This is a genomic window from Candidatus Methylacidiphilales bacterium (assembly GCA_028713655.1).
Lineage (GTDB): Bacteria > Verrucomicrobiota > Verrucomicrobiia > Methylacidiphilales > JAAUTS01 > JAQTNW01.
In genome coordinates this window covers 1-14,084 of the sequence record JAQTNW010000063.1, presented here as the reverse complement: position 1 = coordinate 14,084, position 14,084 = coordinate 1, and the positions used below count along the sequence as shown (strand labels likewise).

The window sequence follows — 14,084 nt, the reverse complement described above, 5'->3', positions numbered from 1 at the left end:
TCGTCTCGTCTCCCGTACCGCTCGTGACCGTCCAGCTCAATGTCGATTCCTGAACCGTTGCGGTCACCGTCACATCGTTCTCAATGCCGGCCTCGACCGCGGAGCCTTCCGCCCAGTCGTTCCATGTGGCCCATTGCATCCGGGTCACATTGCGGGGAATGATGGTGTTAAGCAATTGCGCCCGCTGAATCAGACAGGCTCCGCTCCCGCGCGGAAGATAGTGTCCCAAGGACCAGTCTGTTGATCTTGTGAGCGTACCGTTGAAACCGGCAACCATCGCGCCGAACGCCTTCTTCTGCGGGTGCTTCGAAATAGTGTCGCAAAACCATTTATCCGTGGACAGATGATACGGGTCGTCCGGATTCACGCCGTCGGGGTAGTCCATCACCCAGCCGAAGATTTGATCCGCCCAGGCTTCATCAATATATTTCATCGATGCGGTAATCCAGACCATGTTACCACCGGTGGCCGACTTTACCGCCGCCATCGCCGCCGCCCCCTGCGCCTCCCCGAGGGCGCTCCCGAAATTCTTGCGGACATGGAAGAACATCAGAATCGGCTTCCCTTCCTCGCGTTCGTAGTTGGGATCCGAAAAGTAATTCGTCTTGCAGTACTCCACCACCTCCTGAAGGTCTTGTTGGGGAGACGTTTTATTTTTGGCCCAGGAACGCACATTATCCACCATCACGATGAACGTAAAACTGTGGGGCGGAAGGGTCTTCAGATACGTTTGTATCCTGCGCGCAACCCTGTTAGGGCGACTTTTCGGGTTCGCGTCGGCCCCGTCGATGATTACGCCGTTGAAGCCGCGATTCATCAAGTCCGTCACCAGCGCCTTGGCGTAATCGGCCGTGTCGCAATCCACTCCTATGTTAAACGGGAAGCCGTTCCCCCACCAGGTCATGAGATGGGCGAACCATCGGAGATCCGGCCTGGATGGAATCAGCGTGTGGACATCCATCCGTGACACATGGCCCGGCGTTACGGGATTCATGGACATATCCGTTTTGGCGGGGTCAATCTCGATTCTCTGCGTTTTGGAAACAAGCGACTTGGTTCCAAAATTCGCGGGAAAATGGCTTTGATCGTAATTCGGAGATGCGGAGCTGTTATGATTGCTCAACGAATCAAGCCTGACATCAAATGCCGGCTCAGCGCCGAACATTTCATGCGCCGAGACCAGCGTGGCAAACAGAATCAGGAATTTCATTGCCATGTTATCCAAGTCCGACAGCAGCCAGCTATCATGACAGGCGCAACGCCCGGCGTGTAGGCTGTTGCGTGGATGGCCTGATTAGGCACTTTCCGTCCTCCGTTTAATCTGTTCGACAAAGTCCGCTAGGTTCCCCTCCAGTAGCGGGCGCTTTAGTGGTACAATGTGGATGAGTGAGTCCGTAACAAAGATCCAAAGAAACCCTCGCGATTTAGTCACTTTGTGAAATGCCGGCCAGCGGTGAATCGATGTGTTGTATTCTGTTGTTTCAACCAAACCTTCATCAGTCACTTCCAACGTGTGTTTGCCCAAGACTCCCTTTCCTTTCGTCGTTAGACACTGCGCGACAATCATGAGAACGCCTCCCACCAGTCCAGCTCCGACAACGAAAACAATCTCAATACCAGCATATATGATCTTGTAGGTCACATCCTTGGAAGCATTGGCTTCCTGGGTGAATGCTGTGATGAGGAAGAACCCTGATATAGCGAGGAGCAGAACAATCTGTGGGCGGTTTGCCAGCAATCGGACAACTCGTGCGTGTAATAAATCCAAACGTGTGAGGTTATAACAGATCTTCATTCTTGTGCCTAACGTTCGTAATGACCCGCTACCCCCTTGCTTCTGGCTGGCGCCGCATGTCGTATGACAGAAGGAATCGCGCAGCGATTAGAGTAGTTGCGGTCCATCACCTTGTTCGGCCTTTCAGTTTTATCCACAGTCGCGAGTAAAACGGCTGGGTAAATCTCCAACTTATGTAGTCGGAAAGCAGGATCACAGCGGGAATGGCAAATATGCCAATGAGATAATTCTGCTGGTAGTTTTTAGCCTCTCCAATGGCATACGGAAACACGTTGCCCAAAGCGAACCACATAATAAGCGCAAACACACAAGGCGGACGCCATCTGTCTTTTCTCTCGACCCATAGCGTTGGCATGAGTGCTAGAATGGCTGCAACAGTGATGAGAGACCAAATGCTCATTTATTCTGCCTAACAGTGTATTAGATTGGATTCAAGCCTATCCAGATAGGTGCAATTCAACCTATCCCGGGAATTGAAGCCGTTTTCTTTCAGAAGCGCCATACCGATGACACCAGCATGCAGAAATTTAGACCGCAGACAAGCCACAATTGGGCGCAGTGAAGAGATGGCTCGTCCGCCATTGCGGACCCTGGAGTGCGCAGACATGTCTGCGCTTTTGAAACGGGCGACATGTCGCCCGTAATGGAAAGCGGCGTCATGCCGCCGCACTCCATATTCGACTTGCAACGAGGCGGGACGGTCTCCCAGGCGACTCCGTGACCCGCGCTCCTTTTGAGCACCAAAACAAATCTGCGTCCATCCGTGTTTATCCGTGGTTCAATCCCGGTTTTAAGTTCGGTCTCACCTCTGCGGTTAAACCTGTGTTAGTGCTTCAGGGTCTGAACCACTGATAGAGCATCAGATACACAAACACCCCGGTGACGGAAACATACAGCCAAAGCGGGAAAACCCAGCGCGCCAGGCGGCGATGCTCCGCAAAACGGCCCGAAACCGCCAGATACAACACGCGCAAAACCAGCGGAAGATTCAGCACCGCCAGAATCGTATGCGAGAGCAACAGGCCAAAATAAACCGGGCGAATCCAGCCATGACCCTGAAAGGGGGTATGCCCGTGCAGCGCCTTGTGGACCAGGTAGGAAATCAAAAAAAGCGTCGAGGCGCAAAACGCAGTCGCCATCAGTTTGCGATGGACATCCACGCGCCCTGACTTGATCGCAATCCAGCCCGCCAGCAGAAAAATCGTGGTCAGGCCGTTCAATGTGGCATTGAGCAGCGGCAGGTCTTCCACTCTCATTCTATTTTTCCGCCAGATATTTTGCCACAGCCGCCTTCACTTTGCCGGGCGAGTCGGGTTGCGTGCCATCCACATATTCGCGAATGAACCCCTTGCGGTCCAAAATGGCGATGCGCGTCGAATGAACGACAGGCCCCGTCTCCGAGAGCGTGCTTGCATCCGCCGGCGCGACCACCAAAAAGAAACCTTCCTGGATGACTTTATAAACCTGCAGGCGCGGGCCGGTCAGGAAATGCCAGCGGGATTCGTCAACCCCGAATTTTTTGGCGTATTCCTTCAGCACAACCGGCGTGTCATAGTCGGGGTCCACCGTGATGGTGACAAATTCAACGCCTGTTCCCGAAAGCAGTTGCTGGGCAACGGCCATGTTGCGCGTGACGAGCGGGCAGGGCCCGGGACAAATCGTATAAATAAAACCGGCGACCCACACCTTGCCCTTCAACTGGGAAGGACTGAAAGGTTTTCCATTCTGGTCTGTCAGGGTAAACTCCGCCAGCTTGGCGCCCTTGGAGGCTTCGCTGCCGGGCGGCTTTTGCAGCAAATGCACGGCATAAAACATGTTGATCACGAACATGACGCCCGCAATGGCAAAGAACCATTTCAAGAGCCGGCCCGAAGCCTTGTTCCCGCTCACGCACGTTCCTCACGCGTGACCCAGACCGACAATACGACAACGACAAAGACCCCGATGATCGTGATCGCATAACAAACCGGAATCGAAGGATAGGCGCCCGCCACCGCCTGCGCAGGATCCAGAGCCGTGCGCATGATGTGCAACCCGTATGTGACGGGATTCAATTCCATGATCCAACGGATCCAGCCAAAGGCGCCGTCGAGGGTGAACAAAGCCCCTGACAACAGCCAGATGGGCAACAGAAACAGATTCATGATCGCGTGGAAACCCTGGATCGAATCCATGCGCCAGGCCACGAGATAACCCAGCGCTGTCAGGCCGATGGAAAGCAACACCAGCACGGCCAGCAACGACGGCAACCCGTCAAGAGGAAGCGGTATCCCGGCCCATTTGGCGGGGATAAGAAAAATAAGAGCCTGCCCAATTGCCAGAACCGCACCGCCCAAAATCTTGCCCCAGGCGATGCTTGCCCGTGAAACCGGCGCAACCAGCACGCCCTGCAGGAATCCGGCCTGCCGGTCTTCGATGATCGAAATGGTGGAGAAGATCGCCGTGAACAGGACGATCATCAGCATGGTTCCGGGATAGAAATAACGCATGTAGGTGATCGATTCTGTCGCGCCGGGCATTTGAAACGAGCGTCCGACGCCGGAGCCGATGAGCAGCCAGAAAATTACGGGCGATCCAAGGGCGCCGATGATCCGGTTGCGCTGCCGTAAAAAACGGACGATCTCGCGTTGTAAAAGAGTCCAGGTGGCCAGAAGGTTATGTGTGGCGGGGTTGGGTCTCATTTATCGGTTTCCTCGTCATCGTGCCAATTGCGGCCTGCCCGCGCAACAAACACATCTTCCAAAGTCGGTTTGGACAGGCTGATGGACTGTATTTCCGGGCTGTACGCCTTGATGATTTTTGCGATCAGATTCCGTCCCGCGGGCATGCCCTGCGTCTCGATGCGGATGATGCCTTCCACGATTTTCCCGTCCACTCCGGGATCCTCCTGAAGTTTTCCAAGCAAACTCCTCGGTTTTTCCGATTCGATGCGCACCAGCACGGAACCCATCTCATCGATCATTTCCTCCGGCGAGCCGCTGCCCACGACCCTGCCCTTGTCGAGCATCACAAGATGATGGCAGAGGCGGGCTTCGTCCATCAAATGAGTCGAGAGAACAATCGTTTTGCGGGATTTGGAGATAAGTTGTTTGAGGGTTTTCCACAAATCCCGCCGCACCAGGGGATCCAGGCCGTTGGAAGGCTCGTCCATGAGGAGGATTTCGGGATCGTGAAGAAGCGCTTTTGCAATCTCTACCCGGCGCTGCAGGCCGCCTGACAACTTTTCCACGATCTCATCAAGCCGGGGCGCAATCCCAAGGACTGCGGACCAATGTTCGATGCGGGCTGCAAGGTCCGGTCCCCGCAAGCCGTACAAATGGCCCTGATGGATCAGGTTTTCGCGCGAGGTCAGTTTTTTGTCGAGCGCGGGAGATTGAAACACCACGCCGAGCTTTTGCCGGACCAGGTGCTGGCGGGTGCTCACGGAATGGCCGCAGACCAGCAACTCCCCTTTCTGCACACGCAACAGGGTGGTCATCAATTTGAACAAAGTGGATTTGCCGCTCCCGTTCGGGCCCAGGAGTCCTGAAATCCTGCCCGGCGGGAAGCCCAGCGACACCCCGTCGAGGGCGCGTGTTGTTTTGCCATAGCTGTAAACGAGATTTGAGGCTGAGATGATATCGGGCACGGTGCGTGAAGGTATCACACATTTTTTAAAAATCTAAACCAAAAACTTCCAAAAAGAGTGTTTTGAGCGGGAGGCTTCACTTTTGCGCGGGGAAATGTAGCATGCAGCCGGAATGATCGATCTCGTTGTAGCGCGTTACGCAGAAGACGTTTCCTGGATGGGCAACATCCCCGCCGCCGTGCGGGTTCATCTGTATAATAAAGGAAAGACCTTGCCGGGTGGAATTGATTTGCCCAACGCCGGTCGCGAGGCCCACACCTATCTGCATCATATTGTAACACAGTATGAGCACCTGGCCGACCTGACGGTTTTTTGCCAGGGCAAGCCCTTTGATCATGCCCATGATTTTCACCGCGTGCTGCGGGACCTCAACTCGGGCGCGCGCGCGGTGGAGAATTTTCTGTGGCTGGGCTTTTTGATCGATACGGACGACAAAAACGGACGGCGGCTGTTTGTGCCCTGGAGCAAAAATCCCGGCCGCTGTGAGTTGCCTATGGAAGAATTTTATACGGCGCTGTTCGGGCAGGAGTGCCCGGAAGGGTTCCGTTTTTATGCGGGCGCGCAATTTGCGGTGACATCGGCTTGCATTCGCGGACGGCCAAGGTCTTTTTATGAAAGGGTGCTGGAGCTGGCGCTCCGGATGGAATTGGCGCCACACTGTCTGGAACGCGTCTGGGACCGGGTGTTTGGGGTAACGGGTGCGGCGGATGAAATATTGGACGGGAAGGAAACGGTTTATCTGAAACCTATCAAACGATTGATTGCTCCGTCTGAGTCATAGCTCAAACGATTATTTTCTGGCTGAAGCAACCGTCCTGAGATCCTTGGAGGCCTCAACCTCCTGCTCGTCGGATTTCCGCATTTTGGCCATCAATTCGCGCATCATGGCGACACGGTCGCCGTTGGCGGGGGTAGCCGATGCCTTGGGTTTGGCCGCGGTCGCTTCCTTGATATCCTTGGCATCCTTCGTGTCCTTGACTTGCTGCGCAACGACAGCCGCGATTTTTTTGGAGCGTTTGGATACTGCGGGCGAAATGTCCAGCGGGCGGTTCTCGGTGCCATCCGGCAGATAAATGTACGAACCGCAGTTTTCGCAGACAAAAAGGTCGTTTGCCAGGCTCAACGGTTGGCGCAAGCCAATGGGTATTGTAATGTAACAGCCGTGGCAGATCCAATCCTGGACCGGCGCGATGCTGCGGCGGCCCTTGGCCCGGATGCGGTCATGGTGGGAAAGTACAGTGTGCGGGATTTTAGGGCGCAGTCGATTGATGGTTTTTTCAAGTTCGGAGCGTTTTTTCGAATAAGCCCCAAGGGCCTTGAGTTCTTCTTCCAAACGGTTGAGAGTTATGATCGAACTGAGCACTGTCTGTGACGTGTGCATGGCGGTAATCTAAACTACCAAGCAGATTGACTAATGTCAAACCAAATGGGTAAACGAGTATCTAATCAAATGCCCGTATAAGCCGGGAAAATGGCCCGATCTGGAGGGCAACCGGCATCCAGAAATGTCCGGTGAATACTCTGAAAAATCTTCAAAACCCGCCTCTTAAACTGGCTTTAACATTTCGTAGCCGCCGCGCAAAAGACGCTCGGTCGTGGGCCAACTGATGCATGGGTCCGTGATGGAAACGCCGTACTTCAACTTTGTTTTATCTTCCGGAATTTTTTGGCTGCCTTCCTCCAGGTAGCTTTCCAACATCATGCCGACCAGGTTGTCGTTGCCCGCCGCGCGCTGTTGCAACACGCTGTTCCACACGTCTTCCTGCCGGGCGGGTACTTTTCCAGAATTGGCATGGCTGCAATCGACCATCACCACGGGAGGCAAACCAGCCGCTTTCAACAATGCCTGCGTTTCGCGGATGCTGTCCGCGTCGTAATTGGTGCGTTTGTTTCCGCCGCGCAAAACGATGTGCCCCCACGGATTTCCCGTGGTGCGAATGATCGAGGTGAAGCCATCGGCATCGATTCCCAGAAAACTGTGCGGATGCATGGAAGCGCCCAGGGCGTCGATGGCGACTTGCAGGCTCCCATCCGTGCTGTTCTTGTAACCGACAGGCATGCTCAATCCGCTGGCCATCTGCCGGTGGGTTTGGGATTCCGTGGTGCGCGCGCCAATGGCCGCCCAACTGATGAGGTCTGTGATGTATTGCGGGACAATCGGATCCAGAAATTCAGTGGAGGCGGGAAGCCCGAGCTCCGTGATTTCAAGAAGCAGCTTGCGCGCGATGCGCAGGCCGGAGTCGATATCTTCACTGCCGTCCAGGGCGGGATCATAAATCAATCCCTTCCATCCGATGGTGGTCCGGGGTTTTTCAAAATAGACCCGCATGACGATATAGAGTCTGGATTCGAGTTCCTTGCGCAGGACATTGAGCTTCGTGGCATATTCCATGGCGGCCTTGGGGTCATGGATGGAACAGGGGCCGACGATGACCAGCATCCGCTTGTCCCTGCCTGAAAGGATGTTTTGCAGGACGGTGCGGTGTTCCGTGACCTGCCGGTAGTGGGAGGCGTTCGCAGGGTGCAGCGCATTGAGTTTCGCCGGCGAGATCAACCGCGAAACTTCTCTGACATGCAAATTCTGGACCGGGGTCAACGACATGGAAGGGTAATTCTAGCCGATACGTCCGCTTGGGCGAGTGAAAAATTCAGTGGAAACGCGGAACTGGAGAACACTTTTTTACAGGAAGAACGCTGAAGCTTGCCCACGAAACACACGAAAATCACGAAAACGAGATGGAGGAAATGTGGAATACAAAATTTTGAAAGCTGAGAGCTAAAAACTGAGAGCCGATGGCTCAAAAATGGGCGCGAATCGCTCCACTTGAAACCGAACACCTGGAACTTGAAAACTTAACCAAAACTTCCCTTTACGGATTCCTCGGTTTGCGTCCGTAACGCAGGTAAATCGGGCCGCCCACGAGGCTCCAGATCAGGATGAGAAAAGTCCCGCCGAGGGAAAGCGCCACACAGGAGGATTTGGTCATGGCGGCAAAGCTCAGGAAATGCTGGAACGCGACTTCCCGGAGGCCGAAGCCGTTGATGGTCACCGGAATGAGGGTGACCACGGCAATGAGCGGCAGAACCGCCGCAAGGTCGATGAAATTCAGATCCATCTGAAGGGCTATGGACACAAAATAGAACGTGAGCATGAGGGAAAAATGCGCCAGAGCCGAAAGAACAAGGCCGCCCCAGAAACAGGAGGGATGGCGAAGAAAAAGTTGATAGGCCTGTCCGGCTTCGCGCAGCCCTTCGCGGAACGGCAACTTTTTCCAAAACGGCAAAAAGTCGCCCGCCCGGTTCCAGGCTCCGACCGCGAGCACCACGATCACGATCAAAAATACGCCGAGATAAAGATGGACCGCGAAACGCGTGATCGGGTCGCGGGTCAATTGTTCGTAGCGCGACAAAATCAGGGCGGTGGAAACCAAAAACATGGCGACGAAGCCCAGGAGCCGCTCCATGACGATGGACATGATCACCGTCGGTTTGATATGCGGGATTTCGCGGCTGGTATAGATGGCCTTGACCACGTCGCCTCCCATGGCGCCGGGCATGAACTGGTTGGCAAACAGCCCCATAAAAGTCAGTTGGATGGTGCGGGAAAGTTTCATTTTCGCATGGCAGGCCTTCAGGAGGACATGCCAGCGCCAGATGCCCAGGGCGGTTGTGATGCCGTAGCACAAAAAAGCCGCAAGGAGCCAGACAGGATTGGAACGCCGGATGATTGCCATCTGATGCGGCCACTCATTGCGGTTGTAGAAATAGACCAGGATGAGAATCAGGGCCGTAGCCAGGAAGCGCAGCAGGAGGGACCAGGGAAATGCAGGCTTCTTCATAATGGCAGGCCGCCAAAATACCGCCGGACAAGCTGTTGGCAAGCGGGATGAACGAAATTTATCCGCAGATTAAAAAGATTTGCGCGGATTTTGAAAATTGAACCTTTTAGTAAATTAATTTTAAAAAAATCCATTCCCCGCTGCGGTAAATCAGTCGCTTGCGTCTTGGCGTCTTCTGCTCTTTGCGTTAGAGCATCCTGCATTCTTACAGTCGCGTTTGTGGTGAAATTACTAGTCAGGATTCGAAACGCTTCAAAACCAGGCAGGCATTTTGCCCGCCAAACCCGAAGGAGTTTTTCAACGCAATCCTTCCCTGAAACGTGCGCGGCTTGTGCGGGACAAAGTCCAGCTCCGGCCATTCGGTGTCGTCACAATTCAGGGTGGGCGGCAAAATCCCGTTCTTAAGCGCAAGCAATGTGCCAGCCACCTCGATTGCCCCCGAGGCCATTGAGAGATGGCCAAACATGGATTTGAACGAGCTGATGGGGATTTGTGAAGCCATATCTCCAAAAATCCGGCGTAGCGCCTGGACTTCCGCCGCGTCGTTGGCCGGAGTCCCGGTGCCGTGCGCATTGATATAATCGATATCCGCAGGCTTTAAACCCGCGCTTTCGATCGCGAGGCGGATGCAGGACGCCGCGCCCGCGCCATCGGGTTCAGGATCGGTCAACCGGTAGGCGTCGCATGTGACGGCATGCCCGGCAATCTCTCCCTTAGGCGCCGCGCCGCGGGCTTCGGCGTGTTCCAATGTTTCCAGGATGAAAAAAGCGGCCCCCTCGCCCATGACAAATCCGTTGCGGTTGCGGTCGAAGGGGCGGCTGCCGATTTCAGGCGCATGTTCCCACCCGGTTGCGAGCGCCTTCAACAGGCTGTACCCGGCGGCTCCCAGGATATGGATCCGCGAATCTGCGCCACCGGCCAGACAAATGTCTGCCCTGCCGGTTTGCAGGAGGCTGCAGCCGTAACCCAGCGCCTGAGTGGAGGCGGCGCAGGCGGAAAGACAGGAAAACACCGGACCACGAATGCGAAAATGGCGTTGCAACGCGGCATCGCCAAAGCCCGCCTGGGTTCTGTGAAGAAATGAGGGGTCTGCCGGAAGCTGGCTTGTTGCGATGGATAGCAAATCAGCTTCCTCGTAAGGCCCCCATCCGACGGAACTGCATAGCGCCGTCTTGTCATGATTTTGGGCTGGATGTTGGAGTTTAGCGGATAGCCAGGCCTCCTCCGCAGCCGCCAGCGCCATATTCAGCACCCGGGGTCTGGTGTTTCGAAGCTCCAAATCAAATCGCAAGGCGGGAATCCCGGGTACTGTCGCGGCAATGCCCGCGGGCAAATCCTTCAAATCCGGGTTTTCGAGGCGGCGGACGGCTGATCGTCCCCGGCTGAGGTTTTCCCAAAACACATCCGTGCCGGCGCCCCACGGGGAAACAACGCCCATGCCGGTCATGACGATGCGCGGCTTCAAGGCTGCAATTTCTGAATGTACTCCGCCACGGAGCGGACGTTGAGCTGCGAGGCGGGAGTGGCGCTCGATTCAAAAAGCTCGCCTTCCGGAATATCAAAGTGGAAGCGCTTTTCCAGCCGAAAGGTGAGGTCGATGAAATCGATGGATTCGGCGCCCAGATCGGCAACCAGAAGGTGGGTTTCGGAGATTTCAGCAGGCTCAATGCCAAGCGCCCCGGCTGTTTCTTCCTTCACCCCCTGCAGAATTTCTTCAAAAGTCATCACGCTTCATCATGGCAGAACTCATGCGGTATCTTCAAGGTTTCCATGTCGTATTCCGCAGTGTAGCGCGGCCGTCCCGGCTGCGAGTTCAAGGGGGCGTCACGCCCCGCATCCCAGGGTCGGGAAAATATTTTCATACGGTCATGTGCGTACTTCTTGTTTCACATCCCCGCGCCGCCATCGACGTGGAAAACCTGCCCTGTAATATAAGCCGCCCGTTCGGAGGCGAGGAACAACGCGCAGTCCGCAACTTCCGCCGGGCTGCCCCAGCGCGCGAGCGGGATTTGTTTCAGAAGCTTTGCCCGGGCCGCTTCGTCCAGGGAATGAAGCATCGGGCTGTCGAGAAAGCCCGGCGCAATGGCGTTGACCCGGATATTTTTGGACGCCAATTCCAATGCCGCACAACGTGTCAGGCTTTCAAGCCCCCCTTTGCTTGCCGCGTAAACCGGTTGCCCGGCCAACGGATGGCCGGCAGCCAGGGAGGAGATATTGAGGATCGCGCCTCTCCGCCGCGACATCATCTTTCTAACAACTTGTTGAATGCAAAGCAAGGCGGACTTGAGATTCAGGGACAACACCGCATCCCAGTCTTCCATTGTCATTGCCGCCGCCAGGGCCGGGCGATTGATCCCGGCGTTGTTGATCAAAATATCCACCGGCGGATGTTCCTTGTCGATCCGCTCGAAGGTGTTGCGCGTGGCGGATGGGTCCGTAAGGTCAACCGCGTAATGTTTTGTTTCCACAGCATTACCTTCAATGCCGCGGGAAAGCCCTATCACCCCGGCGCCCGATTCCCGGAAAGCCCGGCAAAGGGCCTGCCCGACAACGCCGCTGCTCCCGGTGATGACTGCGGTTTGTCCAGAAAGATTATGCGAACTCATGAAAAAGAGGAGCCGGCTCCAGCCAGCATAACGGGAATTTTGGAATGCCCGGCAATTGCCGGTCTTGCGACAGGGCTTTGATGGCCAGGGCGCAGAAAATCGATGACGCCGCCGAAAGAGGGTTTCCCGCATGTTCTTGATAGGCCAAATAAAGTTCCGAAAGCCGTCCGGGAGCGGAGTCCTGTGTTTCGGTTGCAATTTCAACCAGGATTTTGGCGTTGCGCCGCATCGCATGGGATTCCGATTCCAATACCAGAATCGCAGCCCCTTCACACGGAGAGCTGGCCGCGCAGCCGCTATTCATCTCTGAATCACATGCTATATAGAGTGGGGAAATACTGGAATCGCTCGCGCCGCAGATCATGCAATCTGCCTCCCCTCCGGCTATGACATCAGCCGCATATTGGAGGGCCTGACGTCCGCAGGAAGTGGTGCAGGAAGGGCCGCTTGCCTTGAATTGAATCGCCAGGTGGGAGGCGGGAATATTCGGCAAATGGTTGAGCAACCAGAGCGGATTCAGATTGTCCAACAGGCGGCCAGCAGGCGAGCGCTCCGGTTTGTCCTGTAGCGCGGCTGAGATGTCTTCAAGGCCGGGATCCGGGAAACCGATTCCCAGTGAAATACCGCGCCGGGAGGATGCTTCGGAACAGTCCAACCCTGAGACGTCTGCAGCTTCAAACGCGGCGGCAAGAGCGAGCCGGGTGCGGCGATCCATGACTTTCAGGGCCTTGCGGTCGTAGAGTCTGGAATTGAAATCGAACGACCGGACTTTTGTTGACTTGGAAAGGTGGGGCTTTTGCAGGGCTGTCCAGGTCTCTTCAAGGCTGTTTCCCAAGGGAGTGATACAGCCAAGGCCGGTGATCAGCACCTTGCTTGCTTTTGCCATTTTGGAAATTTAACCTGCTTATTCCACAACCTGCAAGCTTGTGAATAATGAGGTAGTGGGTCAGTTTGAATTCACACAACAATAGGATCATTTATGGTTAAAATAACGGTCGAATATCAAGGGCAACTCCGTTGCGAGGCAAAGCATGAACCCTCCGGACGGACCTTGGAAACAGACGCTCCGGTGGACAACCACGGACGCGGCGAGTCCTTTTCGCCCACCGACCTTGTGGCTACGGCCCTGGCCACATGCATGGCGACAGTGATGGGCATTTATGCGGAGCGGCATGGAATCGACTTGAGGGGAATGCGGCTTGAAGCGGGCAAGGAAATGTCCACCGACACGCCGCGGCGGATTGCGCGGTTGAGCGTGGAGATTTGGGTTCCGCTGCCTTCAACCCATCCGGATTGCAAGCCTCTGGAGACAGCCGCCCTCTCATGCCCGGTGCATCACAGCCTGCATCCGGACGTTCAAAAGCCGGTGCGGTTTCATTATCTGGAAAACTAAAAATCCCCTTGGGATTCGATGCGCGACACAGGATGCGGAGAACAAGATGACAACAGAGACGAACAGAGTGTCGGAAGATACAGCCTGCAAGCTCGCCAATCTTCAGCGCTGATGTTGGATGCTGGGATTCCACAATCCAAATTTCCAACGAAGTGTGGGAAATTTGGATTAACTCCCCTTCATTTCAGCGGGGGTCACGGGCTCCGGGTTGGGCGCGGGCTTGAAATTACGGTAGCGGTTCAGATAATCGTACGCCTTTTGCCAGTCTTCCTTCATCGCATAAGCCTGGCTGATGAAATAAGAGAAGTAGCGCGGTATTCCCGGCCTTTCCATCAATGGCAGGAGTTGCTCCAATATCTCGTCAGAATGCCCGGCTTTTTGGGCGGAGCGGATCACAATAAAAATCGACACCGGATCGTCCGGCGTTTTGAGCAGGTTCTTTCTGGCTTCGATCAGGCTCTTTTCCGTTTCAGGAAAAAGCGGCAGAGCCGGTTCATCCAGATTTTTTTTCAGCAGCTTGTAGGCCTTTTCGTATAATTGCTGCTCCACACAGGCATCAAGCAGGATGGGCCAGATTTTTAAACTGACCTGTGGTTTGTCACTCAAAAACTCCTCCAAATCCGGTAAGCCACGCACGCGAATCCACAGTTTCCAGACCCAGTCGGGTTCCTTTTCGGGGCTCGACTCGATGGTGTCGTCCTGTTGCAAAAGTTTTTGAAGAAATTCATCCGCCTGCTGCTTCCAGGCCGAAATCCAGTAGTACACCTCAAGCTTCGGAAAATCACGCGCCACCAACAGGAGGTTTTCACGCAGCGCCGGGTAT

At 55.1% G+C, this 14,084-nt stretch carries 17 protein-coding genes; 2 read left to right on the top strand and 15 right to left on the bottom strand.

The window, feature by feature from the left end:
* The 6 genes from PHD76_14480 to PHD76_14455 all read right to left on the bottom strand — a co-directional run.
* Positions 1 to 1,210: hypothetical protein (locus PHD76_14480; protein ID MDD5263046.1), on the bottom strand; the 1,210-nt coding region annotated here is incomplete at its 3' end.
* A gap of 84 nt (positions 1,211 to 1,294) precedes the next feature.
* A complete protein-coding gene (locus PHD76_14475; GenBank protein ID MDD5263045.1) occupies positions 1,295 to 1,795 on the bottom strand; it encodes a YcxB family protein in 501 nt (166 codons plus the stop codon).
* An 833-nt stretch (positions 1,796 to 2,628) separates the two neighbouring features.
* The gene (locus tag PHD76_14470) at positions 2,629 to 3,051 is read right to left on the bottom strand and encodes a DUF420 domain-containing protein (GenBank protein ID MDD5263044.1); all 423 of its coding nucleotides are present in this window, start codon (positions 3,049 to 3,051) and stop codon (positions 2,629 to 2,631) included.
* Between the two features lies 1 nt (position 3,052).
* The gene (locus PHD76_14465; GenBank protein ID MDD5263043.1) at positions 3,053 to 3,685 is read right to left on the bottom strand and encodes an SCO family protein; all 633 of its coding nucleotides are present in this window, start codon (positions 3,683 to 3,685) and stop codon (positions 3,053 to 3,055) included.
* Positions 3,682 to 4,476, bottom strand: a complete 795-nt coding sequence (locus PHD76_14460) for an ABC transporter permease (GenBank protein MDD5263042.1) — start codon at positions 4,474 to 4,476, stop codon at positions 3,682 to 3,684. Before PHD76_14460 ends, PHD76_14465 begins: the two co-directional genes overlap by 4 nt.
* Positions 4,473 to 5,441 carry an ABC transporter ATP-binding protein gene (locus PHD76_14455; GenBank protein ID MDD5263041.1) on the bottom strand — a complete coding sequence of 323 codons (969 nt, stop codon included), beginning with the start codon at positions 5,439 to 5,441 and terminating at the stop codon, positions 4,473 to 4,475. The genes PHD76_14460 and PHD76_14455 overlap by 4 nt, the downstream gene beginning before the upstream one ends.
* A gap of 94 nt (positions 5,442 to 5,535) precedes the next feature.
* Between PHD76_14455 and PHD76_14450 the strand changes: the two genes are divergently transcribed.
* On the top strand, positions 5,536 to 6,204 hold the full coding sequence (locus tag PHD76_14450) for a DUF3431 domain-containing protein (GenBank protein MDD5263040.1): 669 nt from the start codon (positions 5,536 to 5,538) through the stop codon (positions 6,202 to 6,204).
* 9 nt (positions 6,205 to 6,213) lie between these two features.
* On the opposite strand, the gene PHD76_14445 is transcribed toward PHD76_14450, so the two are convergent.
* The 8 genes from PHD76_14445 to PHD76_14410 form a co-directional block, all read right to left on the bottom strand.
* Complete coding sequence (locus PHD76_14445; protein ID MDD5263039.1) at positions 6,214 to 6,804, bottom strand: hypothetical protein; 591 nt, start codon at positions 6,802 to 6,804, stop codon at positions 6,214 to 6,216.
* A gap of 165 nt (positions 6,805 to 6,969) precedes the next feature.
* On the bottom strand, positions 6,970 to 8,025 hold the full coding sequence (locus PHD76_14440) for a 3-deoxy-7-phosphoheptulonate synthase (protein ID MDD5263038.1): 1,056 nt from the start codon (positions 8,023 to 8,025) through the stop codon (positions 6,970 to 6,972).
* Positions 8,026 to 8,293: 268 nt separating this feature from the next.
* Positions 8,294 to 9,262 (bottom strand): lysylphosphatidylglycerol synthase transmembrane domain-containing protein, encoded by a 969-nt coding sequence (locus tag PHD76_14435; protein ID MDD5263037.1) that lies wholly within the window; start codon positions 9,260 to 9,262, stop codon positions 8,294 to 8,296.
* Between the two features lie 235 nt (positions 9,263 to 9,497).
* A complete protein-coding gene (locus tag PHD76_14430) occupies positions 9,498 to 10,727 on the bottom strand; it encodes a beta-ketoacyl-[acyl-carrier-protein] synthase family protein (GenBank protein MDD5263036.1) in 1,230 nt (409 codons plus the stop codon).
* Positions 10,724 to 10,987, bottom strand: a complete 264-nt coding sequence (locus tag PHD76_14425; protein MDD5263035.1) for a phosphopantetheine-binding protein — start codon at positions 10,985 to 10,987, stop codon at positions 10,724 to 10,726. The genes PHD76_14430 and PHD76_14425 overlap by 4 nt, the downstream gene beginning before the upstream one ends.
* A complete protein-coding gene (locus PHD76_14420; GenBank protein ID MDD5263034.1) occupies positions 10,987 to 11,124 on the bottom strand; it encodes a hypothetical protein in 138 nt (45 codons plus the stop codon). Before PHD76_14420 ends, PHD76_14425 begins: the two co-directional genes overlap by 1 nt.
* Positions 11,125 to 11,148: 24 nt before the next feature.
* Positions 11,149 to 11,868 carry an SDR family NAD(P)-dependent oxidoreductase gene (locus PHD76_14415; protein MDD5263033.1) on the bottom strand — a complete coding sequence of 240 codons (720 nt, stop codon included), beginning with the start codon at positions 11,866 to 11,868 and terminating at the stop codon, positions 11,149 to 11,151.
* Positions 11,855 to 12,754 carry a beta-ketoacyl synthase N-terminal-like domain-containing protein gene (locus PHD76_14410; protein ID MDD5263032.1) on the bottom strand — a complete coding sequence of 300 codons (900 nt, stop codon included), beginning with the start codon at positions 12,752 to 12,754 and terminating at the stop codon, positions 11,855 to 11,857. Before PHD76_14410 ends, PHD76_14415 begins: the two co-directional genes overlap by 14 nt.
* A 93-nt stretch (positions 12,755 to 12,847) precedes the next feature.
* Between PHD76_14410 and PHD76_14405 the strand changes: the two genes are divergently transcribed.
* Positions 12,848 to 13,261: an OsmC family protein gene (locus PHD76_14405; GenBank protein MDD5263031.1), complete on the top strand. Its 414-nt coding sequence runs from the start codon at positions 12,848 to 12,850 to the stop codon at positions 13,259 to 13,261.
* A 168-nt stretch (positions 13,262 to 13,429) separates the two neighbouring features.
* On the opposite strand, the gene PHD76_14400 is transcribed toward PHD76_14405, so the two are convergent.
* Positions 13,430 to 14,084 (bottom strand): hypothetical protein (locus PHD76_14400; protein MDD5263030.1); only part of this gene is annotated, 655 nt, incomplete at its 5' end.

What these genes read in the sequence shown, in the direction of transcription:
- PHD76_14445 (MDD5263039.1), bottom strand. Translation starts at nt 6,804, where the DNA reads ATGCACACGTCACAGACAGTGCTCAGTTCGATCATAACTCTCAACCGT.
- PHD76_14410 (MDD5263032.1), bottom strand. Translation starts at nt 12,754, where the DNA reads ATGGCAAAAGCAAGCAAGGTGCTGATCACCGGCCTTGGCTGTATCACT.
- PHD76_14420 (MDD5263034.1), bottom strand. Translation starts at nt 11,124, where the DNA reads ATGAAAATATTTTCCCGACCCTGGGATGCGGGGCGTGACGCCCCCTTG.
- PHD76_14415 (MDD5263033.1), bottom strand. Translation starts at nt 11,868, where the DNA reads ATGAGTTCGCATAATCTTTCTGGACAAACCGCAGTCATCACCGGGAGC.
- PHD76_14440 (MDD5263038.1), bottom strand. Translation starts at nt 8,025, where the DNA reads ATGTCGTTGACCCCGGTCCAGAATTTGCATGTCAGAGAAGTTTCGCGG.
- PHD76_14470 (MDD5263044.1), bottom strand. Translation starts at nt 3,051, where the DNA reads ATGAGAGTGGAAGACCTGCCGCTGCTCAATGCCACATTGAACGGCCTG.
- PHD76_14425 (MDD5263035.1), bottom strand. Translation starts at nt 10,987, where the DNA reads ATGACTTTTGAAGAAATTCTGCAGGGGGTGAAGGAAGAAACAGCCGGG.
- PHD76_14460 (MDD5263042.1), bottom strand. Translation starts at nt 4,476, where the DNA reads ATGAGACCCAACCCCGCCACACATAACCTTCTGGCCACCTGGACTCTT.
- PHD76_14405 (MDD5263031.1), top strand. Translation starts at nt 12,848, where the DNA reads ATGGTTAAAATAACGGTCGAATATCAAGGGCAACTCCGTTGCGAGGCA.
- PHD76_14435 (MDD5263037.1), bottom strand. Translation starts at nt 9,262, where the DNA reads ATGAAGAAGCCTGCATTTCCCTGGTCCCTCCTGCTGCGCTTCCTGGCT.
- PHD76_14475 (MDD5263045.1), bottom strand. Translation starts at nt 1,795, where the DNA reads ATGAAGATCTGTTATAACCTCACACGTTTGGATTTATTACACGCACGA.
- PHD76_14450 (MDD5263040.1), top strand. Translation starts at nt 5,536, where the DNA reads ATGATCGATCTCGTTGTAGCGCGTTACGCAGAAGACGTTTCCTGGATG.